General features: G+C 60.6%; 15 protein-coding genes and 1 riboswitch. Of the genes, 12 read left to right on the top strand and 3 right to left on the bottom strand.

What is annotated here, in order from left to right; all coding sequences use genetic code 11:
- Positions 1-27 precede the first annotated feature (27 nt).
- The 9 genes from HY737_05910 (at position 28) to HY737_05870 (ending at position 9,010) form a co-directional block, all read left to right on the top strand.
- Complete coding sequence (locus HY737_05910) at positions 28-3,246, top strand: hypothetical protein (GenBank protein ID MBI4597918.1); 3,219 nt, start codon at positions 28-30, stop codon at positions 3,244-3,246.
- 3 nt (positions 3,247-3,249) lie between these two features.
- Positions 3,250-5,058 (top strand): carboxypeptidase regulatory-like domain-containing protein, encoded by a 1,809-nt coding sequence (locus HY737_05905; protein MBI4597917.1) that lies wholly within the window; start codon positions 3,250-3,252, stop codon positions 5,056-5,058.
- A gap of 82 nt (positions 5,059-5,140) precedes the next feature.
- Positions 5,141-5,785: a hypothetical protein gene (locus tag HY737_05900; GenBank protein ID MBI4597916.1), complete on the top strand. Its 645-nt coding sequence runs from the start codon at positions 5,141-5,143 to the stop codon at positions 5,783-5,785.
- Between the two features lie 8 nt (positions 5,786-5,793).
- On the top strand, positions 5,794-7,569 hold the full coding sequence (locus tag HY737_05895) for a tetratricopeptide repeat protein (GenBank protein MBI4597915.1): 1,776 nt from the start codon (positions 5,794-5,796) through the stop codon (positions 7,567-7,569).
- A gap of 24 nt (positions 7,570-7,593) precedes the next feature.
- Positions 7,594-7,815, top strand: a complete 222-nt coding sequence (locus HY737_05890; protein MBI4597914.1) for a type II toxin-antitoxin system HicB family antitoxin — start codon at positions 7,594-7,596, stop codon at positions 7,813-7,815.
- Complete coding sequence (locus HY737_05885) at positions 7,815-8,075, top strand: type II toxin-antitoxin system HicA family toxin (protein ID MBI4597913.1); 261 nt, start codon at positions 7,815-7,817, stop codon at positions 8,073-8,075. Before HY737_05890 ends, HY737_05885 begins: the two co-directional genes overlap by 1 nt.
- A 186-nt stretch (positions 8,076-8,261) precedes the next feature.
- Complete coding sequence (locus tag HY737_05880; GenBank protein MBI4597912.1) at positions 8,262-8,399, top strand: hypothetical protein; 138 nt, start codon at positions 8,262-8,264, stop codon at positions 8,397-8,399.
- A 92-nt stretch (positions 8,400-8,491) separates the two neighbouring features.
- Complete coding sequence (locus HY737_05875) at positions 8,492-8,743, top strand: type II toxin-antitoxin system Phd/YefM family antitoxin (protein ID MBI4597911.1); 252 nt, start codon at positions 8,492-8,494, stop codon at positions 8,741-8,743.
- A gap of 3 nt (positions 8,744-8,746) precedes the next feature.
- Complete coding sequence (locus tag HY737_05870) at positions 8,747-9,010, top strand: type II toxin-antitoxin system RelE/ParE family toxin (protein MBI4597910.1); 264 nt, start codon at positions 8,747-8,749, stop codon at positions 9,008-9,010.
- Positions 9,011-9,052: 42 nt separating this feature from the next.
- Here HY737_05870 and HY737_05865 read toward each other — a convergent pair whose 3' ends face one another.
- From HY737_05865 to HY737_05855, 3 genes are all read right to left on the bottom strand, one after another.
- Positions 9,053-11,092: a tetratricopeptide repeat protein gene (locus HY737_05865; GenBank protein MBI4597909.1), complete on the bottom strand. Its 2,040-nt coding sequence runs from the start codon at positions 11,090-11,092 to the stop codon at positions 9,053-9,055.
- 11 nt (positions 11,093-11,103) lie between these two features.
- Positions 11,104-12,438, bottom strand: a complete 1,335-nt coding sequence (locus HY737_05860) for a hypothetical protein (protein ID MBI4597908.1) — start codon at positions 12,436-12,438, stop codon at positions 11,104-11,106.
- A gap of 85 nt (positions 12,439-12,523) precedes the next feature.
- The gene (locus HY737_05855) at positions 12,524-12,946 is read right to left on the bottom strand and encodes a hypothetical protein (GenBank protein MBI4597907.1); all 423 of its coding nucleotides are present in this window, start codon (positions 12,944-12,946) and stop codon (positions 12,524-12,526) included.
- 490 nt (positions 12,947-13,436) lie between these two features.
- Positions 13,437-13,578: riboswitch (cyclic di-GMP riboswitch) on the top strand.
- Between the two features lie 350 nt (positions 13,579-13,928).
- Between HY737_05855 and HY737_05850 the strand changes: the two genes are divergently transcribed.
- The 3 genes from HY737_05850 to HY737_05840 all read left to right on the top strand — a co-directional run.
- Complete coding sequence (locus tag HY737_05850; protein MBI4597906.1) at positions 13,929-15,221, top strand: transposase; 1,293 nt, start codon at positions 13,929-13,931, stop codon at positions 15,219-15,221.
- Position 15,222: 1 nt separating this feature from the next.
- Positions 15,223-15,648 carry a hypothetical protein gene (locus tag HY737_05845; protein ID MBI4597905.1) on the top strand — a complete coding sequence of 142 codons (426 nt, stop codon included), beginning with the start codon at positions 15,223-15,225 and terminating at the stop codon, positions 15,646-15,648.
- On the top strand, positions 15,645-25,509 hold a 9,865-nt coding region (locus HY737_05840), incomplete at its 3' end, for a hypothetical protein (protein MBI4597904.1). The genes HY737_05845 and HY737_05840, both read left to right, overlap by 4 nt.

Below are 25,509 nucleotides of genomic sequence, written 5' to 3'. Positions count from 1 at the left end.
CCCCTCATGCTCACGCGTCACCGATCGATGGTCATGGTTGTGCTTGGATGCCTGCTTGCCGGCGCGCTCTTCGCGGCGTGGTTCCCTCCGGCAGGGCAAGCCGAGCGGTCGAATGACACGGCGGCCGCCGCATCAGCGGCTCCGGATGGCGCAGTGGAAGGATCCGTCTATGATGCTCTGCGCCAGTTGACGACGACCCTGGAAGAGCGCGGCCGCGAGGTCGATCGCCTCAAGCGCGCCGTGGGGACCGCCGAGGAGCAGCTGGCGGCCATCGCCGCTCAGCGGGATCAACAGCAAGAGCAACTCCAATCGCTGCAGTCCCAGCAGCAGCTGCTGCAGAAGTCGCTTGACGGCAAGACCCAGGAGCTCGAGCAAGCGGCGGCCCATCTGGTCCAGTCGCGCGCGAGCGCCGAGGATCTTGAGCGGCAGCTCACCGCGGCGACGGAGGCGTTGGCCGCGGTCCGCGCCACGTCTCAGGAGACAGCCGGCGCGCTGAAAACAGCCCGCGACCAATTGGCGGGGCGCGAAGACGCGCTGGCGAAAACGACCTCAGCATTGACATCGGCCAAGCAGCTCGCCGAAGACACCCAAGCGCGGCTGGGCAAAGATCTCGAGCGCCTCCGCGCCGATCTTCAGGCGACGAATGAGAAGCTCGCCCGCACCTCTTCGCGCGCGCAGCAGCTTCAGGATGAGAACGCGTCGCTCTCGCAGCAGGTGGCCCAGGCGCAGGACCAGTTGGAGAAAGCCAAGGCGGACATCGGTCGGTTGAAGGTGGATCGCAATGAGATCGAGCGGCTGCAGCGGGTGATCACGACGGCGGAGCGCAACCTGAAGTCGCTCGCCGAGGAGAAAGCCCAGACGGCCACCGAGCTGTCAGCGGTGAAACAGCAGCTGGCGGCCTCGGCCAAAGACACCGCCGGGCTGCAAACGCAGTTGGCGAGCGAGCGGACAGCCCGCGAGGGGATGTCGCAGCAGCTCGCCGATGCGAAGAAGACCTACGAGGGCCTCGTCGATCGCATGAGCGAGCTGCAGCAGCAGCAGCGGGCGTTGCTCGATGAGCTGGAGGTGCGCGGCAAAGCCAATGTGGTGCTCCAAGACGACCTCGCCGCGCTCAAAGAGCGCATGGGGCAGCGCGATGAGCAGATGCAGCAACTGCGGGATTTGCACGCCACCCTCGATGGGCAGTATACCGATCTGCAGGGCGAGCAGCGGAAGCTCCACGCGCAGTTGAGCGAGGCGGATGCCCGCAACCGGGCCCTCAACGATCAGGCGCTCCAGCTGACGAACACGCTGAACAACACGAAAGCGGAATTGGCTCAGGCGACGGTGAAACGCAATGATTTCGAGGCGGTGAAACGCTCGCTGAGCAAGGCGCAGGAGCTCACACAGCAGTTGGCGAAGGACCGGGATGCGCTGCAGGACCACGGCAAGACGCTCTCGCAGCAGCTCGAGGGCGCGCAGGGACAGATCGAACGCGCCAACAAGGAACTGGCGACGGAGCAGAAGGCCAGAGCCGCCCTCCAGGATCAGGCGGCCGCCGTGCGGCAGCAGAAGGATGACCTGGCCCAGCGCTTGGCGGCAGTCACCACGACTCAGCAGGCGGCGCAGCAGCAGCTGGTCGAAGCCGGGAAGGCCGTCAAAGGCCTTCAGGATCAGCTGGCAACAACGACGCAGCGCTTGACGGATCGCGAAGGGCAGCTGAAGAAGCTTGATGAGGCGTACACGGCGCTGCAGCAGCAGTATGCGGCCGCCCAACAGGAGCAGCAAACAGCGGATCAGCGCGCCGCGCAAACCACGTCGGCACTCCAAACCCAGGTCGAGCAGCTCACGCAGCAACTGGCCAAAACGCGGGCCGCCAACGCGGATCTCACGCAGCAGTTGGCCGCGCTGAAAGATGCGTCGGCGCAGCTCGATGCGCAGAATCAGCAGTCGATCGCCAAGCTGCAGGAAGCGCTCTTGACGGGGAGCAAGAACCAGGAGCAGCTCACCAAGGAGCTTGAGGAGAAAACCTCCCTGCTGAAAGAGCGCGATTTCGAGCTGGCCACCACGCGCGAGAGCTTTGCCAAGCGCGAGGGGCTGCTCCATCAGAGCGAGGATGAGCTGGCCAGATTGCGGGACCGGGAGCAGCTCCTCTCGTCCCAGACGGCTGAATTGCAAAAGGCGAAGGCGAGGCTCGAGGTGGCGATGGCGGGCGCGGCGGAAAAACTCCACGCCTATGAAGCCGGCCGGGACGAGGCCCAGAAATTCCGCGAGATGGTGGAGGAGCGCTTGAAGGAGCGCGATACCCAGCTCGTGGAAGCGCAGCGGCGCTTGGCGGAGCTGGATGGCGCGCAGTCGAGTAGCGCGGTGAAGGCGCAAGTGCTTGAGCAGACGCTGAAAGCCCGGGAAACGGAGTTGGCGGATCTGAAAAAGGTCGTCAGCGAACGGCAGGAAGATCAGGCGAATCTGACCGAGCGGCTGCGCATCGCCAAGCAGGCGGCCGATGAGATGTCGGAAGAGCTTAAAGGCCTCCGCTACATCAAGGCCGACTACACGAAGCTGCAGGACACCACGTCGTCCCAACAGCGGCAGATCATGCAGCTGCAGACGGACAAAGACACGATCTCGCGCGACTTGGAGCGCGTGAGCGCGCAGCTGAAGCAATTCGATACCAAGACGCAGGAGGATCAGCGGCAAGCGACCATTGAGAAGCAGGGCATGGAGCAGCGGGTCGAGCGGCTGCAACGGGAGCTCTCCGAAGCGCATGAGATGCTCACGAAGATCAGCGCCGAGCTCGGCGATCGGGTGAAGGATCAGGAGCAGAATCGGAATTTCCGCGAGCAGCTGGCGAAGCAGCTTGAGCAGCGCGAAAATCAGTTGAAGCAGGCGGAATCAGTCGTGTCGCTTTTGCAGCAGGGCACGAGCCCCGGCGAGGTGCTAAGCGGTGAGCCGCCCCAGGTGGTGGTGGGGCAGCCGTCATCGGGCGATACGCCGCCGATCGCCGAGCCCTCCGGCGGCCGGACCGAGGTTAAGGTGTTCCAGGTGAATGAGGAAGACGATTTTCTCGTGCTCGCACTCCCCGGGGCGAATTGGGCGAAGCAGGGGGCGACGATTGCGCTCGAATCGCAGGACCAGCACCCGGTGGCGACGGCGCAGTTGACCGAGCTCGATGGCCAGGGATTTGCCGTCGCCCAGATCATGAACCGGCCCACCCCCGCGCAGCCCATCCATAAGGGCGATTTGCTCATCGCCCGGCCGCTGCAATAGTCCGTGCCTCCTCATCGCGTTCTCCCCATGGTGCTGCTGTTGACGGCGACCGGGGCGTGCCTGACCGTCCCCGCCGAGGCCGAAGAGCCCTCCCTCACGATCACCGAACCGCGCCAAGGCGACGCGCTCAAAGGCGTCGTCACCATCGCCGTGCGCGTCAACACCGCGGAGGCCATTGATCATGTCACCGTCCTAGCTGACGGCGAGGTGCTCGGGGCTGACGCGCTGCCGCCGTACCGCGTGGAGTGGGACACGCGCCGAGCAGCCGACGGGCCCTACGTCTTGACGGCCCGGGCTCGCAACAGAGCCTCGGGGACCGCGCTGTCGTCGCGATGCTCCGTGACCGTCGATAACACGCCGCCGAGCGTTGCGTGGAGCAGCCCGGCGGAGGGCTCGGCGATCGGCGGCGTGGTCGCCTTGGAGGCGCAGGCCGGCGACATCATCGGCATCGCCGCTGTCAGATTTCTGGTGAATGGGGAAGCGGTGGGAGAGGCCACCACGGCTCCCTATGTGGTGTCATGGGATTCGACGACGCTGCCGAACGTCCGCTGCTCGCTCGTGGCCCGCGCCTTTGACCGCGCCAAGAACATGGCCAGCTCCCATCCGGTGATCGTGAAACTGTCCAACCCGAGCCGCCCGCCCGTCGTTGAACCGCTCGCTCCCTTGACGCTGAAGGAGCTGCAGCCGGTCTCCCTGGCGATCCGCGCCAAGGATCCGGACGGGGCGCGCGATCCCTTGCGCTACACCGCGCTGAGGCTGCCCGAGTGGCTGCATCTTGATGAGAAGACCGGCGAGCTGCACGGCATTCCCGGCCCGCAGGAATGCTCGAAGAAATCCCCCAGGAAAGATTATGACGTGGTCTTCAGCATCTGCGATCCCGAACCCCTCTGCACGAAAAGTCCGTGGGCGGTGACGGTCACCGATCATAACAGCCCGCCGCAGATCGACTCGCCCGGCGATCAGACGGTCGATGAAGCCGAGCCGCTGACGGCGAGGTTTGTGACCAGCGATCCCGAAGACGACCCCTTGATCTGCAAAGTCTCAGGGCTTCCGCCGTGGACGAAGTTCGACAGCGCCACCTGCACGATCAGCGGCAGCCCCGGCCCCAAGATTGCCACCCTGGCCGAGCCGAAGACGGTGTATGACCGGGTGCGCGTGGAGGTCTGCGACCCCGAGCCGCTGTGCGCCACGGCCAAAATCACCATCACGGTCAACGACACGCAAAACCGGGCCCCGGTGTTCGATCCCATCAAGCCCCAGACCGTGGATGAAGGGCGCAGCCTGAAACTGGCGGTGCGCGCCGTTGATGCTGATGAAGACGCGGTGTATCTCTCCGCGAAACCTCTGCCGGATGGCGCGGCCTTCGAAGACCGATCCGATCGGACCGGGCTCCTCACCTGGTCGCCGCGGTTTGACCAATCAGGCCATTACACCATCAGTCTGAAGGCGACCGACGGGGCTCTGATCACCACGGAAACGCTTGAGGTCACGGTCCGCGAAATGAGCGTCTCGATCTCAGGATACATCCAGGATTATTCCACCGGCCTACCACTTCGGGACGCCACCGTCACCCTCTCGGCCTTCGGCACGACCCTGCAACACGCTAAGACGGATGCGAAGGGGTATTACTTGCTCAAGGGTGTCAGCCCTGGCACCTACCAAGTCACGCCGACCTACGAGCTCAAGCGCGAGACCACGCTCGGGGCTGCCGTCAAGCTGCGGGCGGTGAGCTTCAACCCGACCGGGGCGAAGGTGACGGTGAAAGACCGCGATGAGACCGACGTTGATTTCGCCGGGACCCCGCCGGAGTGATCTGTTGTCGGCTTTGGCCTTGTGGTATACTGGCAACAACATGTACATGGACCGCAACCTGAATCTATCAGGAGGAAACGCAATGGGGCGGAACGTCGCGGGTCGATGGATGGCGCTTGCAATAGTGGTCGGGATGGCGAGGGCATCAGCGGCGATGGCAGCCGATGCGCAGCAGATGGAAAAGAATGTGCGAGCCCAGCTCGATGGGACCGTCTGGACGGTCGACATGCAGTCCCCGTCGGAGTCGAAAGGCAGATCCCAGAAGGACACGCTGACGTTTACGAAATGGGGCGTGGTCTCCGAGCGATTGACAAAAGCCGGCTATGCCAATTCTAATTATTCGCTGACGTTTCCGAATGCCCAGACCCCGGTGTGGGACACGACCCTCTCGGATGAGAAGCTTGGCATCGTGCGGTTGCACGGGGAGTTCCGCGGCGGCAGCCTTCAGGGGGTGATCAGCGAGGCCCCGGCCAAAGGCAAGCCGATGGATTACGAGTTTTCCGGCACTGAAACGAGCGGCAAGGTGATTGATCCGAGTCAAACTCCCACACCGCCAGCTCCGCCGGCGGCACCACCGGTTCCTGTGAATCCTGAAGCGGTCACGCCACCGCCAGCAACCCCGCCGCCACCTTCGGCCGTGGTTGTACCGCCCGCGCCCCCCTCGGCACCGGCGGCGACATCCCCCCACGCAGCACAGGAAAAAAAGAAAAAGCGCGGCTGGTTCTAGCAACGCGGATGGGTGAAGCGAAACGCCGCGAGCACCTCGCTCACCAGCCGCACCCAGTTCCAGCGACGCATCCCTCAGGGGTGTTACCCGACGCTTCCTCGCGCGCATGGCTTGGCGTCGCGTGCCTCCTCCTCATCCTCGGCGCGATCGTCTATCGCAACATCCTGCGCAATCCTTTCCTGTGGGATGATCCCTACCTGATCGTCAATAATTACTTCATCAAGGGTTTCCACTTCCTGCCGGACCTGTTCACCCATCATCTGTATTACAGCACTGGCGGGGTGAGCAATTTCTACCGGCCGCTGCAATCCCTCGTGCTGATGGCGGAGTACGCCATCTGGAAGACCAATCCGCTCGGCTATCATCTCACGAGCATCGCCTTCCACGTGATCTGCGCCTTCCTGGTGTTCGTGATGATCACCGTGGTCTTTCAGCGCCGCGGGATCGCCTTCCTCATCAGCGCGTTGTTTTTGATCCATCCGGTGATGGGGGCACAGGTCGCCTACATTGCCGGACGGGCCGATATCCAAGCGACGGCGCTGATGCTGCTCTCGCTCATCCTGGTCATGTTGGCGTCGCGAACGCCGCAGGCATCATGGCTTCGCTGGCGGCTCATGGCGGCCTCCGTGAGTTCGTATGTGTTGGCCTTGCTGTCAAAAGAACTCGCGGTCATTTTCCCTTTGTTCTTGATGACCGTGCTGGCGGTGACGCGAATCGGCTCTCAGCGCATGACCGCGCCGTTTTGGGTGGCCCTCGCCATCTATGGCGCGCTGCGCCTGTCGGTGCTGCACTTTCCGAGTGCTGCCATCGTCCAAGCGCCTCCGTTGTGGATCCGCTTGCTCACCAGCGGCGAAGCGTTCGTGAGGCTGATCGGATTGCTGATGGTCCCGCAGCAGGTGCTGGTGGAAAAGCACGTGCCATTTGCGGTCAGCCTGTTTGAGCCGCGCACGTTCTTGTCAGTGGTCGCCCTGGCTGCCGTGGCAGCCATTGGCTGGTGGGCCAGGCGGCGGTCGCGCCTGGTTGCGTTTGGTCTTGCCTGGTTTTTCGTCAGCCTGCTACCTTCAGCGAATCTGATTCCGATCAATGCCACCATGGCCATCCACTGGATGTTTCTGCCGAGCATCGGTCTGTTTCTGGCCGTCGTCGGGGGAGCCGCCGATTGGATCAATTCGCTTCGCCCATCGATACAGCAGGTGATGCGGCGGCTCGCCCTGGGCCTGTATGCGCTGGTGCTGTGCGGCTATGGATGGGTGACGATGCAGCAGAATGCCATCTGGGGCGATCCGGAGCGATTCTTTCGACTCACCATCGAAAGCGCGCCGGAAAAAAGCTTCCGGGCTCATAACGAGCTCGGAAGCCTGTATCTGGATCAGGGCAAACTCGAGGCGGCCGTGAAGGAATTTCAGGAGGCGGTTCGCGTCAACCCGTCATTTGATCAGGCGTACGATAATCTCGGAACGGCCTACGATCATCTGGAGCGATTCGAGGAGGCCATCGCGGCGCATCAGCAAGCGCTGTCGATCAATCCGAACAACCCGAAGGTGTACAACAACCTCGGGGGAGCCTACCTGAAGTCAGGGCGCTCCGAGCAGGCGATTGAGGCGTTTCAGAAGGCGTTGTCGTTGAATGGTTCGTATGCCGCCGCGCTCAATAATCTGGGGGCCGCCTACTACTCGGTGGGCCGCGTCGAGGAGGCCCGCCGCTGCTGGCAGCACGTCCTCGCTCTGGATCCTTCAGCGACTTCCACGCGTGAAAATCTGCGACTGTTGAATAGCACCCACTGATGTGTTATAGTTGCGCTGAAGGAGATGCTCATGACCTATAAACTCTCTGCAATCATCGAACACGAAGGCCGCTGGTACGTTGCGCTGTGTCCCGAGTTGGGCGTTGCCAGTCAAGGAGAGACAGTGGATGTGGCGCTGGCGAACCTGCGAGAAGCCGTCCAGTTGTACCTGGAGACGGCCGAAGCCTCGGAAGTTCATCTGCCGACCGAGCCCCCGCTGTTGACCACCCTCGACATCGCCACGTAATGGCAAAGCTGCCGGCGCTCTCCGGCTCTGACTTGGTCCGCGCACTTGAGAAAGCTGGCTTCCTACTTGTTCGCCAACGGGGAAGCCACGCTGTCCTTCAGAAACGTACCACCGATCGAGTTCTCACCACTGTCGTCCCACAACATAAGGAATTGGCGATTGGGACCTTACGGGCGATCTTGCGACAAACCCACCTCAGCCCTGAGGAACTGACAAAATTCTTAAGCCTTCTGGTGGGTCTCGGACACTTTCTGAAATGAGCGATGACAATAGAAGAACCGGAGATGCTTCAAGGCGCTGGCTGAGCCTGGCAAGCGGCTTTCCTACCGCGCGTTTCGTAAGCTGATCACCATCGCGCATGTGCGGCATCGGCGCGATGCCTACCGCAAGCGATAGGTCGAATAACACGAAAGTCTATAACTAACGTCGCGCTCAATAATCTAGGGGTGGCCTACTACTCGGTGGGCCGCGTCGAGGAGGCCCGCCGCTGCTGGGAGCGCGTCCTCGCTCTGGATCCTTCAGCGACTTCCACGCGTGAAAATCTGCGGTTGCTCGACGACCCCCATGCCATGCTGCGCAAGTGACCCTTGACGTAACCAGGCGAAGCGGGTATATTAGTACTGGATGTACATCAAGCTATTTTGTACGTTTAGAGGCATAGAGAGGGAGGGGGAAGATGGTGCGCTTGACGGCAACTGAGGCGCGTGAGCATTTCGCCGATACGCTCAACCGCGTGTCCTATCGAGGGGAACGGATTGTGGTCTTCCGGCGTGGCGGCAAGGACATGGCCGCGGTTGTGCCGATGGAAGACCTGGAAACGCTGCAGCGACTTGAGGACAAACTCGACCACGAAACCATCCAGAGGGCGCTGGCTGAGCCTGGCAAGCGGCTTTCCTATCGGGCGTTTCGCAAGACGCTTGGACTATAAGCCGTGTCCTACCAAGTTGAGATCGCTTCCGCCGCCCAGCGGGATGTCAAGCGCCTGCCTCCTGAGGTTGTCAGGAAGGTGGACGCAGCGATTTTGGAGTTGGAGGGGACGCCGCGTCCACATGGATGCACCAAGCTCGAAGGCTCAGCGCACGAGTACCGCGTGCGAGTTGGAGACTACCGGGTCCTGTACGTGATTGACGACAACGCCAAGCTGATTACCATCGCGCATGTGCGGCATCGGCGCGATGCCTACCGCAAGCGATAGGTCGAATAACACGAAAGCCTATAGCTAACGTCGACCGCCAGGTTACTGGGCAAGGGGAGCGAGCTCAAAATGTTGCTGAGCTTCTTCCATCTTGCCTTGGCTCTGGAGGAGGAGGCCCAGATTGTTGTGGGCGGAAGGATAGTTCGGCTTCAATCGTAACGCGTCCTCGAAGTGCGCCTTCGCGTCTTCTGCTCGCCCGATCTGCGCTAAGAGCACGCCGAAGTTGTTGTGCGCTTCTGCGTATTCTGGCTTGATGGCCAGGGCTTGCCGGTAGTGATCCTCAGCCTCGTTGAACTTGCCATCCTCGGCCAAGAGCGCGGCCAGATTATTGTGGGCGTCGGCATGGCGAGGGCTGAGTCGCAGCACGCGCTGGTAATGCATGATCGCCTCTGCTCGTTGCCCCTGTTTGGCCAGGAGATTGGCGAGCTTGTAATGCGCCAGCGCCGCGGAGGGATCAATACGGAGGACCTCTCGGAATTGCGTGATGGCCTGATCGACTTGGCCTTGGAGTGCGAGCGCGGTGCCGAGATTGATGTGGATGGCGGCGTCCCCAGGCTTCATCTGGACCGCTTCTTTGTAGCGACGGATCGCCTCATCCAACTTGCCCTGCAGGACCAAGATGTTCGCAGCACTCATGTGCGCTTCGGCAAAATCCGGCTTGATCCGCAGCGCGTCATCGTAGGCGCGCATCGCCTCATCGAGGTTGCCGCTTCCCACGAATGCGTTGCCAAGGTTTTGATACGCCTCAGGCCGATTCGGATTCAGGCGTATCGATTCGCGCAGCGCCACCATCGCTTCATCGGTCCTGGCCTGTTTCAGAAGCGCTAATCCCAGGTTATTGTAGGCGCGGGCGTTCAGGGGGCGTTTTGCGATGGTCTCCTGCCAGATCCGTGTTTCATCGCGATAGTCAAGATTCCGGAGGATGGTGAGCCCGCTCCAGGATACGGCGAGCATGATAGCGACCCAGGGTGCGACTCGCTGTGGCAGGAGCCGTCGGCCAATGAGCACGAGGAGCGTAATCGCCGGTGCGAGCGGCAAGTACAGCCGATGCTCCGCGGCCACGTCAGCGATCGGAAACAGCGTTGAGGTGGGTGCCAATAAGAGGAAGAACGAAATACCCAGAAAACCCAAAGCAGGGGATCGCTTCCACGCTCGTGCGATGAGCAGCAGCAGGAGTGCTACAGCCAGCGCAGGCCACAGGACGGCGGGGATGGTTGACGCGGCAGGCCAGGCATAATCAAAGATCAGCGGATGAGGCCAGACGATCAGCTTCAGATAATACAGCATCACGCCAGGCTGGCTACGCAAGTACGCGAGGGGGGCCATGACCGACGCTCCGACGCTGCCTTCGGACGCTGCGCCGCTGGCCTGAATGAGATATGCCAGCCATCCCCAGGTGGCTGCCAAGCCAACGTACAGCGGCGCTCGTTGTCGAAGCGCAGATCTCCATGAGCCAGCCAGGAAGACGCGATCGTACATGAGGGTGAGCAGCGGAGCGGTGATCATGACAGCCTTGCTGCTCATGCCGGCTGCGCAGCTGATCATCGCCAGGACCCACCACGGCCGTGGCTTCATCGATGATGCGCTTCGACAGACGCAGTACAACGTGGCCAGGTAACACAACCCCATCAACGATTCTGCGCGCTGAATCACGTACGTGACACTCTGGGTCTGTAGCGGATGCAGGCTCCAGAGCAGGGCGGTAGCGAAGGCGATGCGCTCAGCATCCGTAGAAGTAGAAGTGTCAGATACTTTTGGCCTTCCAGAAGTGCCTGACACTTTTTGAAGTTGAAGGGTGCGGCGGACCACGCCATAGAGCAGCAGCGTGGCGCTGAGATGGGTCAGCAGGTTGACCAGGTGATACCCGAATGGCGAGAGCCCGTGCAAAGCATAATTCAGCCACAAGCTCAAGGTGAGGAGCGGCCGTCCTCCAGCCGCCGGGGCGGTGAGCAGTTGGTGCCACCCTGGCCATGATGCTCGCAAGACAGCGCTCTCTGTGATGCCAAGGACGCTGTCAAAGAGGAAGGGGCCGGTCAAACTGTTAGCGTAGACCACGAGGATTGCAAGACAGAGCAACAGCATCTTAGGGATTTTCATTCCTGCCTGAGCTGCAGCCCTTTCTGCAGATACCGATTCCCCTCGTCGATGCGCTTTTGCTTGATCAGCACCATCCCAAGATTGATCTGCGCTCTGGCATTAAGGGGACGCTTGGCCACGACGTCGCGCCACATGCCCTCTTCGCTGCGATAGTCCATATTCCTCCGCAGGGTGAGTCCTCCCCAGGTTACGACGAAGAAGACGGCGAGCCACATGCCGATTCGTCGAGGAAGCACGCGATCTGCCGCGAGGATGCCAAGCAGCACGGCGGGAGCTAGCGGCAGGTACAGACGGTGTTCGGCGGCCAGATCAGCGATGGGGAAGATGGTCGACGTCGGAGCCAGCAGCAGAAAGAACGCAATGCCAAAAAAACTGATTGCGGGTGCGAATCGCCACGCCACGATGATGAGAGCTATCAAGAGACCGAGCACGATCGTTGGTGGCCAGATGGCGCGTGCCGTGGTCGCGACCGGCCAGACATAGTCGAACACGAGCGGATCGGGCCAGACGATCAGCTTCAGGTAGTGCAGGATCACGCCTGGCTGGCTTCGGAGGTACTCCAGTGGCGTGATCGAAATCGCTGGACCCGCGTTGCCTTGCGTGGCGGACCCGCTCGCTATGGCTAAATACGCCAACCACCCCCACGTGGCTGCCAGTCCCAGATACAACAGGCCTCGTCGCCGCACGGCCTCCCCCCAGGAGCCGGCCAAGAACACGCGATCATAGAGCAAGGTGAGAAGAGGCGCGGTGACCATCACGGCTTTCGTGCTCATGCCTAGGACACAACTGATAAAAGCCATCCACCACCAGCGGTGTGGCGTTGCTGCGGTCGCGCTGCGACAGACACAGTAGAGAGTGAACAGATAGCACAGCCCCATGAGCGACTCGGCGCGTTGAATAATATAGGTGACACTTTGGGTCTGCAGTGGGTGGAGACCCCAGAGCAAGGCAGCGACGAACGCGATGCGATTAGCGTCCGCAAAAGTGACAGGCGCTTTTTTTGAAAAAGTGCCTGTCACTTTTTGGAGAGCAAGGGTGTGACGTACCAGTCCGTAGAGCACCAACGCAGCCGTGATGTGGATGGCGAGGTTGACGACATGATAGCCGATGGGTGAGAGCCCACCGATGGCGGCATTCGCGAGCAGACTCAACACAATGATAGGGCGCCCGGCGGTGACGGGTGGCGTGATCAGTTCAGACCAGCTTGGCCAATGAGGGAAGAGGATGAGGGGATTTTGCGTCGTCCCGAGCAGGGTATCAAACAGGAAGGGGCCAGTCAGGCTGTTGGCGTAGGCGCAAAGGATAGCACCGATGAGCAGGAGGGAGTACATGACCTCATTATACCCATCCTCCGCAGCGAGTGCCGTTCCTGCTGGACGATACGGGAGGCTTTCGGCGGAGATCGTTGGAACGGCGCTAGGCGCCGGACGAATGGGACTTCTTCCCAACGGGCGCAAAGATCACCTGCCGTCGGAAATCGCTGAAAGTGACGTCAAACGCGGTGAAGATATCCTGTCGTCCCAGGAGGTTGAATCCCACTCCCAGGCGTGGCGAAAAGCCAATACGTGCTCTCACTTCAGACGGGCCGATTCGGATGGACAATTCATGGATGTACACGGGGATCAAACTGCCATCGCCGACAATCGAGTACGTCAGTTTCCCTTCTTCCAGCGTCAGCCCAAGCAGTCTGGCTTCTGCCTCAGCCAGGATCGACAGAAACGCGCCGGAATCGACATAGACCCAGACTTCTTTCCAGTCGCGAGGACCGCGGAATTGCACAGGGATAAGCGGACTTGGAAGCCCGCGATAGAGGCCATACGGGAAGGTTATAGCGCGCACGTGAAGTCTTCGGGTCGAGGAACGCGGAGGACCGATGGGATCGTCCTGGGATGTTTTCGACGCGCTTTCGCTTCAAGATCGACAGGGTCATATCCCACGAAGAGATCACCCTGTGCCACCACGGCGTATTGGCCGGCGTATTTGTCGACCAACTCCTCCAAATGCTGGCGAATCCAGGTCTGGTCAGCTCGAGATGATCGAGGGAGGCGATGTTTTCCGTTCGCGAGTTTTGACATGACATTTATCTCCTCATTAGGGAGCTTAGCATGAGGCAGAGCAATTGTCAACGCGCCGTCGCTGACACGCGCCGTCGCTGACAGGCAGGCGGCAACCGTAAGCTGTGTCCAGGCAAGACGAGTAGAGCTTTGCTTCGGAGCGATTCCACTTTCAAAAATCTGGGAAAAAAGTCTGGCCGAGCCTTGACAGCCAAACACCGGTTCAGGTATGGTCTAGGCAGAGTTAGAGCCAGAGTCTATTTGACAAGCGAAACCACTGTTCAGGGCAAACCCCGCGTAAGCGGGGGACGCAAAGCCACGGGTCCCACCCCCTGCTGGCGTCGCTAAAAGCGACCGCTGCATTGCAGCGTGCGCCTTCGGCGCACCAGCAGGGGGTGGGATAGCCGGGTTGCCAGACGTTGAGAAACGTCCTTCGCTTTGCGGAGGACGTTTTTTGTTGATGGGGTGCTGAATGAGTTCTTGGAAGTGGTACGCGAATCAAATGAGTCCCCCCGCCACAGAACTTTGGCGGGTCCGCCACGTAGTGTGGCGGAAGCGGAGCTACGGCTTTCCCAGCCGTAGTTTTTTTGTGCCCGGCTCCGGGTGCCAGGCACAACAGCTTCAGTGTCAGGCGCGCGTCATGGCGGTGCCTGGCACTGTCGGCATCTTCCTTCTTCTTTATGGGGCGGTTCTAGGCTGGGACCAGATGCGGTGCCTGGCACTTCGCAAGCTAGGAGCTAAGAGCTGGGAGTTGGGAGCACTCTGAGATGCCGAGGCCGGTGAGAGTCCATATCGAAGGAGCCCTCTATGCGGTGACATCCCAAGCGATGGAGGGGGTCCCTCTGTTCCGCGAGACACAAGATTACGAGACCTACCTCCAATTCCTCCAAGAAGCCAAGCAGCGGTTTAGCTTCCGGCTCTATGCCTTTGTCCTGCTGCCCAGTGAGGTTCGCCTGCTGCTGGAGCCGACCAACGGGGCCACGGTGTCGGCCATCATGCATGCGCTCAATTCGCGCTACACCAAATATGTGGGGAAGCGGCATGACCACACGGGACACATCTTTCGCTCGCGGTTTGCCATGACCTTGATGGAAAAAGCGCCCTCAGTGCTGTATGCAACGGCTGTGCTGCACCAACTGCCGAACGCGGCGGGTGTTGCACAGGATTTCGGCGCCTATGCGTGGAGCAGCTATCCCAGCTACCTCGCCGTAAACGGATCGTCAATCGGGCCGATCACGAGCGGCGAGGTACGGGAGGTCCAAGATATGCTGAGCCGAACGCATCCAGGGCAGACATACGAGCAGGCGATGGCGTCATTGACGGCGCAAGAGTTGCGGCAGTGGCAGCAGGCGATGGAGCGGCCGGTGGTCGGGTCCGAGGAATTTCTGCGGCGGGTTGAAGAGCAACGACGCCAGAGACAAGAAACGACAGGTGGTGGCCAGGTGGCCAGGTGGCCAGGTGGCCATGACACGACCACTGGGTCACTGGGTCGCTTTGCCACCAAGTCTCCAATGGTGACAGCCGCTCTGGCGGTTACCGCAGTAGCCGTTGTGTCGGTCATCCTTTCAGTAAAGACCGTCTCAACGTTCCGCGCGAATGTCAACGTCATCGGGCAAGAAGAGCACGCGGCGGCGGTTTTCTTGAAATCGATCGGCAGCCTGCGGCGGGCTGAGGCCACCTCGGCGCAACTGGCCATGTTCAACCAGCGGGCCAGCCTTGAGGGTACGGCCTGGGATTTAACGCTGAGCTCTCTTTCGCCGGCAAGCGGAACAGCGGCGAAACACGATCATCTGGCGTTCACCGATCATGAGATTGCGTCCAGCCTGTTTAGCGCGCAAGGCTTCCCCTCGTCCAACTATACCGCGACCCGCAATGCCAACGGAGAGATGGTCTGGGAGACGATGCAGAGCAAACCCTCCGGGGCCGTGGTGCGCTGGCGGGGCGAATGGCGCGACCAAGTCATGCGAGGCGTGCTGACGCATCAAGACACCGGCAAATCGCCTGAAGAATACACCTTCGTCGGGGTCCTCAAGGACCAGACGCACCGCAAGGAGATTTAAGGTGAACAGATACCGCATGGTGGCCGCACTCGTGGTGGCCTTCGGAGTGGGCATGGCGGCCGCGTCAGCCGCGCCTGAGGCTGCCGTCAAAGAAGAGCAGGTGGCGTATAAGCATGTGACCGGATTGGTCAGCGGTGTCGGCGCGAAATTCATCGCCGTGGAAAGCCCGCAGAGCGCGAAATCCACAGATGGCATCGAGATGGCCTTTCCGCTGGATGATAAAGCGCAGCTTGTCGCGATCAAATCGCTCAAAGATCTTCATCTTGGGGATTATGTAGACGTGGAGTATCGCGAGACGATTTTTAAGGACAAGACGGATTACGACCAGACCAAGTCGAAACGGGTGGCCACCAAAATCACGCTGATGAAAGCCGCACTGGTTGTGCCAGACGCTCCCAACCTTTCAGAAGGAGGTGAGGCGCAATGAACGACGGCGGAGCCTATCCCGCATCGTGGTCGTTCTTCCACAGGCCGTGGATGAAAGTGGTTCGCGGCGCGCTGGCATTTGCGCTCACCTTCAACGGCGTGCCGCTGCCGATTCCGACATGGGCCCCGCAACCATTCCAGACCATTAAGGAGGCTCTTGGTCTGACGGACCTTGAAGCCTCGCAGATCAAGAAAGTCTACCGCGGCAAAGTGGTGTTTGACGCGGACGATACCGTGCAGACGACCAGCATTGGCGGAACAATCAATCAGGCCAAATCGATCATCTTGCTGTCCTCCCTCGTTGAATCAGTCGCTGCGGATCAGAATCAGTTTTTCACCGGGCAGTTTGAGGATAATGACACGATTGCTATTGACCGCGCCGGAGGCACGGTGTTTTCCTCAGTCGGCTGGCAGGTGGTGGAGTTTGAGGATGGGGTGAGCGTGCAGCGAGGCATTTCCAGTATGCAGTCGAATCAACTGACAAAAACGATTACGATGCCGACGAGCCTCAGCGTGACCAAGCCGGATGGCAGCAACTGCAGCCCATCGACCTATCCCTGCCGGGCCGTGCCAATCATCAATACGCGCGCATCGTTTACCACCTCGACGCAGACGAACCAGCTCATGTTGCTGCCCACCTTCACTGATTCCAGCAATATGCTGCTGACGCGCTATCGCGCTTCGGGAACAAAAGCGATCCAGATTGTGTGGCAGGTGATTGAGTTCAATTACGATGCTACGGTGCAAACCGGACAGATAGGTTTCCCAGTAGCGACTGACTCAGCGAATCAAACCATGACGAACAGCGGCGCTGATCCTGATAGCGGCGGGCCATTGCCAACCAACTCCGGCGCGCTGAGTCCAGCCCTGACCAACAGCGGCGCCAGTGCGCTGCTCTTTCCGTATTCCACGGCGTTTAGCACGGCGGCCGCAGGGCATGACCAACTGTACATTGCCCGTGGGGCGATCACCAATGCCACAACACTGACCTTCACGCGAGGCGGGACGGAAAGCACTGCCGGCACCGAAGCCGTGACGAGGTATTACGTGGTTGATCTGACTGGCGGTGACACCTCAACCACAACCACTTTGGTCCAAGGCGGCACGCAGCAATGGACGTCCGGCGGCGGAACCACTTCATGGACCAATTGTGACAACAGCAACGCCGGACCGATCATCATTACCTCAACGTCTCATGGACTAAGCACCGGGGACATGGTGCATATCAGCGGTTCGACCGTGGGTACGGCAGGTAATCCAACCGCCAATGGACTCTGGGTGATCACGAACACGGGCGCGAATACCTTCACGCTGAACGGATCAACCGGCAACGGCGGGGCCGATGACTGCACGACGAACGGCACCTACATTAAAGCGAAGACAACAACGCTCAGCACGGCACCACTGGAGCACCTCGATCGAATGATCGTGTTGGTTGCGTCGACGGCGCCAACCAACATTGGTGCTGCAAACGCCGCCAGAGCCCTTGCGGATGACATGGCTGTTGTGGCGGATGTCTCCGACACGTCCACATTCTACTCGTTCCGGTCGGCTTCAGTGCAGGCGGTCATCGCCGCCCCCCTCGTCGCCGACTTGCAGTACTTCGTGGCGCAGTTCCCGCCGATCACTCTGCTCCAACCCAACGGTGGAGAGGTCTGGCAGGTCGGCCAAACCGCGCCGATTACCTGGAAGCATAGCGCGGATGCCGCGGCCCACGCGCTCACGATTGAGTTGTCACTCAATAGCGGCGGGGCCTACAAGACGACGAAGATTGCGACCGGCGTGTCGGCTGGGGCTGATGCGTATGCCTGGAACGACGCCACCTGGAGCACCATTCAAGCCGCCATTGATGCTGCGGATACCGATGTGACCACCGCGCGCATACGCCTCATGGACACGACGTTGTCTGCGAGCGACTGCACTAAGCGAAACTGCGATGCGTCTAATGCGGACTTTACGATTCGAGGGAGTGTGAGTGCGACCAATCCAGATTGTCCCAGCAACTTGTGTTATGTCGGCGAGACCACGCGCACGATCACGTGGAGCAAGGTCGGCAACTTAGATGACAATGGGGTTGTGTTGCTGAAACTCTACAAAAATGCCGCATTTGACAGCAACCTGCCTGCCGCGGTGACGATTAGCTCAACCTCAGCGGCAACGCCTGTCCAGGTGACGACAGCTTCGGCCCATGGATTGGCAACGAACGATAAAGTCTGGATCACGGGAAACAGCGTTTCGGCCAACAATAGCTTTTGGACGATTACCAATGTAGATGCCACCCACTATACCTTGAATGGGTCCACCAATCCTGGAGCCGGAACCGGCGGCACCATGCAGCGCGGGTTTACGCCCAGCGCTGGGGGTACGGGATATGCGTGGCCGTCTATTCCGAATAATCCCGCGACGACATTCACGATTCGGACAGAGCTGGCGACGGCGGCGACCGATGCGAACAATGGCATCTTTGGCGTCTCAAGCCCGAATTTTGAAATCCGGCCGCAGATTACGGTCGAGAAGCCGATTGACACCGACCAATGGCCGGTGGGACGATGCCGGACGATTCAATGGACCACGACCGGCGATGTGAACAACGTCGATGTGCTGTACAACGTCAGCGGTGGGGCCTATACGGCCATTGCGACCAATCTGACCCTTGGGGCCAATGATGCCACGCATTTTTATGCGGGCACAGGCGCCAATGGCTGTGAAACCAGCAATCGGTGCGCGAGCGGCAAGCTCTGCTACGACTGGAATCCGATTCCTTCCAATACTCCCCAGAGCGCGGCCGTCAAGATCAAAGTCATGCAGAGCGGCAGCTCGACTATATTTGACACGGGTCCTGATGCCGGCGATGGCTTCTTGAGCATCATCGCCTCGGTCGCCATGCATAGTCCTGTGACCACGACCACGTTACGCGTGGGCCAGGCGCAACCTATCACGATCGACATCGGCGGTGGCAGCGGCTTGACCAACGTGGCCATCAAATACACCACGAGCTACAGCACGTGCAAGGACAATGCGTGGGCGAATGCCTGCTGGGTCACCATGACCACACCAACGACCGCGACGGGCTTAAGTCCTGTGGCCGATCCCACCACCCTCTATACCTGGAATCCGCCGGACATCATTGGGACCAACGTCGGCATTCGCGTGGCAGAAGAGGCGAATGTTGATCTGGTGTATGACCAATTCGGGCCGTACACGGTCAAGGGCAAGATTTTGATGACCGCTCCGACCTCCAGCGATACGCTGCGCGTCGGAAGCAACTTCTCCATCACCTGGACCCCCTCAGGCAGCATCGGTAATGTGTACATCTGCCTCACACCCACCGGCAACGATGTGGACTGCACCGTGAACATCGTGGCCCTGGACTATCCGACCCCGGGCTTTACGCTCAATGCGTCAGCAGGAGCCTACAACTGGACCAATATTCCGGATCAGCAATGCAGCACATGCAAAATCAAAGTCTACAAAACCACCGAGCCTGACCCGGTGACCGGAACCGCAGGGGTCACCCAGGCGTTTGCCTTGAAGGGTAATATCACGAACGTTCAGACTAACCAGTCGCTGTACCTGATCGGCAACACGGCGACGATCACCTGGGCGTCCTCGCCATCAAGCTGGGCCAGCGATGTGCGCGTTCGGTATTCGAAGGATGGCACGGCCTGGAATGACGCCATGTGCACCAACCCTAACCCTGATTCCGCGGTGCTGCCGGCGAGCACGCAATCCTGCACCTGGGTGGTTCCTGACGCCGATGTGATCTACAACACCATGCGGATTCGCGTCGAGCTGGTGGGTGATGAGACCAACACCAAGGCGGATTCTGCGCTCTTTCAGATCAAGGGCAATCTGACGCTGAACACGCCGAATGGCTCCAGCGTCTGGGAGCTTGGCGGCATCGGGGCGATTACGTGGACTCCGCTGGGCGGGGCGCTGGGGAACGTGGATCTGTTGTACTCCATTGATAACGGCCAAAGCTTCACCGGCACGATTGTGGGAACACCCACCGTGCTGGATGCGTCGGCCCAGGCGTACAACTGGGATCCGATTCCGACCAACGCGATCGCCGACGCGAAGAATGCGCAGTTTATGGTCAAGATCCAAGCCCGCAGCGATGGGTCGATCAACTCGATTTCTCCGGCCTTTGTCATCAAAGCCAAATTGCGCACGTTGAACTTGAGCGGAGGCCAAACGCTCTACGTCGGCGAGGACACGCCGGCGATGACGTGGGCGACTGACGGCACCGTCAACACCGTGGATGTGCTGTATAGCACGGATGGCGGCACGACCTGGCCCCCATCAGGGGGTGGCACGATTGCCAGCAATATCAGCAATGGCAACGGGCTGGATTGGTCGCTGTTTGGACATATTCCTGATGCGATCGGCAATCAGGTGCAGTTTCGTGTGCGCAGCAACGCGTTCCCGAACGACGTGCTGGTGACTGGCGGCAATCTGACCATCAAGGGCAAGCTGCAAATCAGCAATCCCAGCGGCTCCAACATCAACGCCAGCGCGGTGAAGGTCAGCAAGGCCGGTGACGCGACCACCAACCACACGATCCAATGGACCAAGAGCGGCAACATCGCCAACGTGAAGCTGTTCTACTCCAAGGATGGCGCGGCATTCGTCCAGTTGGCAGCGCCCTGCAACCAGGTCACCGCCTCGAACCTCAACTGCTCCTGGGAAGTGCCGGATCTGATCAGCACGAACGTCAAGCTGCGCATCGAGGATGCGACTGACAACACGGTGGCGTATGAGACCGCGGCGTTCCATGTGAAGGGCGTTGTGGATTTGACCTTGGCGGAGAGTCAGACCTACACGGTGGGGGCAGGCAACATCCCCATCACCTGGACCTATCGAGGGAACCTCGGCAACCTGCAAATCTTAGCCAGCCTGAACAGCGGCTCGACCTGGCCGGTGACGGTGCAAAACCCGATCGCCTACAACAACCTCGAAGGCTCAGGCGGGCCGAAGTACGACTGGACGATCCCGAGCCAGACCTCCAAGCTGTACCGCATCAAGATTGAGAGCATTGCCGATGCCGCCTACGTCAACGACGCCTCGCAGGCGGACTTCACGGTCAAGGGCGTGCTGAACTTGACCGCGCCGGATAACGAAGCCCAGCCCTTGAAAGTCGGCGATCCAAAGTCGATCACCTGGACCGCCACCGGCACGTTCAAGGTCAATCTCTTTTATTCGCAGAATGGCGGCACGGACTACCCGAACGTCATTGATAATAGCGCAACCGTGAACGCCTCCGATCAAACCTACCCGTGGACGGTGCCGGATAAGATCCTCGGCAACGTCATGAAGGTCAGGATCGTTGATGCCGGCAACTCGGATGTGGTTGACACCTCGACTAATCCGTTTACGATCGTGGGCAAGCTTACGTTAGGAGCGCCGACAGGCGGTGTCACCTGTGTGGTGGGCTCAACCTGCACGATTCAGTGGACGCCGACCGGCACGTGGACCAATGTCCGGCTGGACTACACGCTTGACGCGGACACGACGACCCCTACCTGGACCACCATCGCCACCGTGGCGGCCGGCACCACAACGCAGCTACAGACGTACTCAAGCTGGAGCCCGGCGGCGGATAAAATCAGCGCACAGATGAAGGTCCGGGCGCTGGACCCTGCCAATGCCGGCGATGTGACGGTGCAATCGTCTTCGAACAACAAGATCCGCGGCAATGTGGTGGTGACCCAGCCGAATCTGACCGGCATCGTCTGGAACAAGGGGACCAGCCAGGAGGTCAAGTGGACCGGCACCGGTAATGTGAATCCGATCAAGCTGGAGTACTACGACGGCACCGCCTGGCAGCCGATGGCCACCTTAACCGCGGGGCAGTTGACGACCAACGGCGATGGCGTGCAGACCTACACCTGGAACCCGATCCCGGACATCAAGACCGAGCTGGCCAAGGTCCGCGTGACGCATGATGACACGAACTTCTCCTCGGTGGTCACGGATGAGTCCGACAACACCTTCTCCATCCGCCCGGTGCTGACGGTGGCGGTGCCGACCGGCGATATCGACAGCCAAGGGGATACCGACTTGGTCGTTGGCACGGACGGCCATGTCGTCAATGTGACCAGCACCAGCACTGTGGCGAACACGGTCAGCTCCGTCAAGCTGGAATACTCCAAGGACGGCGGGACGTGGACCACGCTGGGCGCTGGGGCAAATGCCGTGACCCTCACGAATGGTGTGGGCAGCTACACGTGGGATAACATCCCGGATGCGATCAGCGAGAACGTGGTCATCCGCGTGACCGACAACGGTAATGCGAATGTGCTGGATGACTCGCCCGTGTTCCATATTGCCGGAAAGATCCAGTTAGGGGCGATGCCAGCAAATGTCCCGGTAACGCCCAAGACCCAGGCGATTACGTATACCACGACCGGCACGATTACCTCAGTAAAGTTGTACTACTCCTCGGATAACGGCAGCAACTACACGTTGATCAGCACGAATCCCCACTCTTCTCCGGGCACGTACGCTCCGGCTTGGACCACGATGCCGGATGCGTTGGGCTTACAGTACAAAGTCAAGGCCACCGATGGCAACAGCGAGGCGAATCCCTACATCGTCCAAGATGTCTCCAACCAGTTCGCCATCAAGGCCGTGCTGGACCTGACCGCCCCGGAGAATGGCGCGGTGGTCACGGCGGAGACCCCAGCGAGTGTCACCTGGAGCATCGGCGGCAGCCCGACCGGCTTGACGGACGTCAAGCTCGAATACTCGGTTAACGGCATCGCCGGCCCCTGGAATCCGATCCAGGAAGCCTGCGGCACGGTCGATGATGGTCTTGCTCCGGCCGGAGCGGGCTCCTGCAGCTGGAACGTGCCGAATACGTTGACCACGACCGTGAAGCTGCGCGTCAGCGATCCCAACAACACCGATACGATCAACGTGGGTGATGGCACCAACGTGGAGATCCGCGGCTTCCTCGACTTGACCGCCCCGGATGGCGGCCAGTCCTGGGATGTGGGCTCCACCTTCAACATCATCTGGACCAAGAAGGGCGATTGGGCCACGGCCGGCAAGACGGTTTCGCTCTGGTACGCCCCGGATGGCAATAGCACGAGCCCGACCTGGGCGCAGATTGCCACGGGCGTGGCGGCGGCTAGCAGCCCGTATCTGTGGTACATCGACAACACCGTGCCCACCAGCCCGAACATGAAGATCAAGATCGAGGGGGTCAGCTACACGGTGGTCAACGATAAGTCCAACGCCGTCTTCACCGTCAAGGGCCAGTTGATCCTCAGTGCGCCGGATGCGGCCGGGATTGAAATGTACCGCGGGGGCGATCCCTACTCCATCACCTGGACCAAGACCGGCAACATCACCAACGTCAAGCTCTACTACTCCACGGACAACGGTTCGACGTTCCCGAATGTCATCGATGATTCCGGCACGGTGAGCGCTGGCAACCCCAACGGCAGCTACTCCTGGACGGTGCCCAATAGCATCGGGGCCAATCGGAAGGTCAAGATCGTCGATGCCGGCAACACCGATGTCTTTGACATCTCCACCAATGCCTTCAAGATCGGCGGCACCCTGACCTTGAACGCGCCCAACGGCGGGGTGACCTGTTCGGTGGGCACGGCGTGCAATATCCAATGGACGCCCACCGGCAGCTTCCCGAATAACTTGACGTTGGAGTATGCGCTGGATGGGGACTCGACCTCGCCGACTTGGCAGTTGATTACCAGCGCGGCCGCCCCAGGCACCGATGGGTCGCCGACATCCTATGGCAGTTGGACCCCCACCGCCAGCGAAATTACCACTGCCTTGAAGGTGCGCGTGCGCGATCCGAACTTTACCGGCGTGGTCAAGACCTCCGCCTCCGTCAACAACATCTATGGGGTGCTGACCTTGACCCAGCCTGAGGACGCTGGCCTTGTCTGGAATAAAGGGACGAGCCAAGAGATCAAGTGGACTGGTACCGGCCAGGTCAACCCGATCAAGCTCGAATACTATGACGGTCTGGCCTGGCAGCCGATTGCCACGCTGACCGCCGGGCAGTTGGCGACCAACGGCAATGGCAACCAAACCTACGTCTGGAACCCGATCCCGGATGTCAAGACCGAGGCGGCCAAGGTGCGCATCACGCATGATAACCCCAGCTACACCAGCGTCACGGATACTTCCACGAACACCTTCTCGATTCGGCCGGTCTTGACCGTGGCGGTTCCCACCGGGGACATCGACAGTCAGGGATTGACTGACTTGGTGGTTGGCACGAACGGCCATGTGGTCAATATCACCAGCACCAGCACCGTGGCGAATACGGTCAGCTCGGTCAAGCTCGAATACTCCAAGAGCGGGGGGACGTGGACCACCTTGGGGGCCGGGGCGAGTGCCGTGACCCTCACCGCCGGGGCCGGCAGCTACACCTGGGACAATATCCCGGATGCGATCTCCGAGAACGTGGTGATCCGGGTGACGGACAATGGCAATGCCAATGTGATCGACGACTCGCCGGTCTTCCATATCGCGGGCAAGCTCGTCTTAGAGCCGATGCCGGCCAACGTCGCGGTCAACGCCGCCTCGCAGGCGATTAGCTATACGCGCACCGGCTCGGTGGCGAGTGTGAAGCTCTACTACTCCAGCAACAACGGCTCCACCTACACCCTCATTACGACCCACACGCCGGTCAATGCCGTGGGGGCGCTGGAGACCTACACCTGGCTGGAAGCGGACATTCCGGATGCCCTCGGCCTGCAGTACAAGATCAAGGCCACCGACAGCAACAGCGAGGCCTATCCCTACGTGGTTCAGCATGAATCCAACACCTTCGCGATCAAGGCGGTGCTGGAGTTGACCGCGCCGGAGAACGGGGTGCCGGTGACGGCGGAGACCCCCACGGCGGTCACCTGGACCGTCGGGGGGAACCCGACGAACTTCCCGAACGTGAAGATTGAGTACTCGCTCAACGGCGGGAGCGACTGGACGGTGATTGATGAGACGACGCCGTATTGCGGCGGGACCAATGATGGGTTGGCCCCCTCCGGGGCCGGGACGTGCGATTGGAACGTCCCCGCAACCCTCACCACCAGCCTGAAGGTCCGCGTCAGCGATCCGAACAATGCCGACACCATCAACGTGGGCTTGAACAATGCCGAGATCCGCGGCTTCCTCGACTTGACCGCCCCGGACGGCGGCCAGTCCTGGGATGTGGGCTCGACCTACAACATCACCTGGACCAAGAGGGGGGATTGGGCCACCGCCGGCAAGACGGTCAAACTCTACTATGCCGCCGATGGCAACAGCACGACCCCGACCTGGAACGAGATTACCACGTCCGGGATTGCGGCCACCGCGAGCCCCTACGCCTGGTTCATCGACAACACCGTGCCGACCAGCCCCAACATGAAGATCAAGGTCGAGGGGGTCAGCTACACGGTGGTCAACGATAAGTCCAACGCCGTCTTCACGGTCAAGGGCCAGTTGATCCTCAGTGCGCCGGATGCCAGCGGCATCGAGCTGTTCGTGGGCGATCCGTACTCCATCACCTGGACCAAGACCGGCAACATCACGAACGTCAAGCTCTACTACTCCACGGATAGCGGCACCAGCTACCCGAACATCATCGATGATTCCGGCACGGTGAGTGCTGGCAATCCCAATGGGAGTTACCCATGGACGGTTCCTAACAAGATCTTGGGCAACATCATCAAGGTGCGGGTGGAGGATGCCAATAACCCGGCGGTGGGTGATAACTCCGCGAATCCCTTTGAGATCACCGGCAAGCTGGTGCTGAATGCGCCGGATGGCGGGGTGACCTGTGTCGTAGGCGCGGCCTGCACCATCCAGTGGACCCCGACCGGCACGTTCCAGAACACCGTAACCC

Source organism: Candidatus Omnitrophota bacterium (genome assembly GCA_016209275.1).
GTDB lineage: Bacteria > Omnitrophota > Gorgyraeia > Aquiviventales > Aquiviventaceae > JACQWM01.
Note: the sequence above shows the minus strand (reverse complement) of the source record. Positions and strands in the feature narration are given on the sequence as shown.

Coding starts and splice junctions, on each gene's coding strand:
- HY737_05885 (MBI4597913.1), top strand. CDS start 7,815: ATGGCAAAGCTGCCGGCGCTCTCCGGCTCTGACTTGGTCCGCGCACTT.
- HY737_05900 (MBI4597916.1), top strand. CDS start 5,141: ATGGGGCGGAACGTCGCGGGTCGATGGATGGCGCTTGCAATAGTGGTC.
- HY737_05850 (MBI4597906.1), top strand. CDS start 13,929: ATGCCGAGGCCGGTGAGAGTCCATATCGAAGGAGCCCTCTATGCGGTG.
- HY737_05875 (MBI4597911.1), top strand. CDS start 8,492: ATGGTGCGCTTGACGGCAACTGAGGCGCGTGAGCATTTCGCCGATACG.
- HY737_05860 (MBI4597908.1), bottom strand. CDS start 12,438: ATGTACTCCCTCCTGCTCATCGGTGCTATCCTTTGCGCCTACGCCAAC.
- HY737_05895 (MBI4597915.1), top strand. CDS start 5,794: ATGGGTGAAGCGAAACGCCGCGAGCACCTCGCTCACCAGCCGCACCCA.
- HY737_05890 (MBI4597914.1), top strand. CDS start 7,594: ATGCTCATGACCTATAAACTCTCTGCAATCATCGAACACGAAGGCCGC.
- HY737_05865 (MBI4597909.1), bottom strand. CDS start 11,092: ATGCTGTTGCTCTGTCTTGCAATCCTCGTGGTCTACGCTAACAGTTTG.
- HY737_05910 (MBI4597918.1), top strand. CDS start 28: ATGGTCATGGTTGTGCTTGGATGCCTGCTTGCCGGCGCGCTCTTCGCG.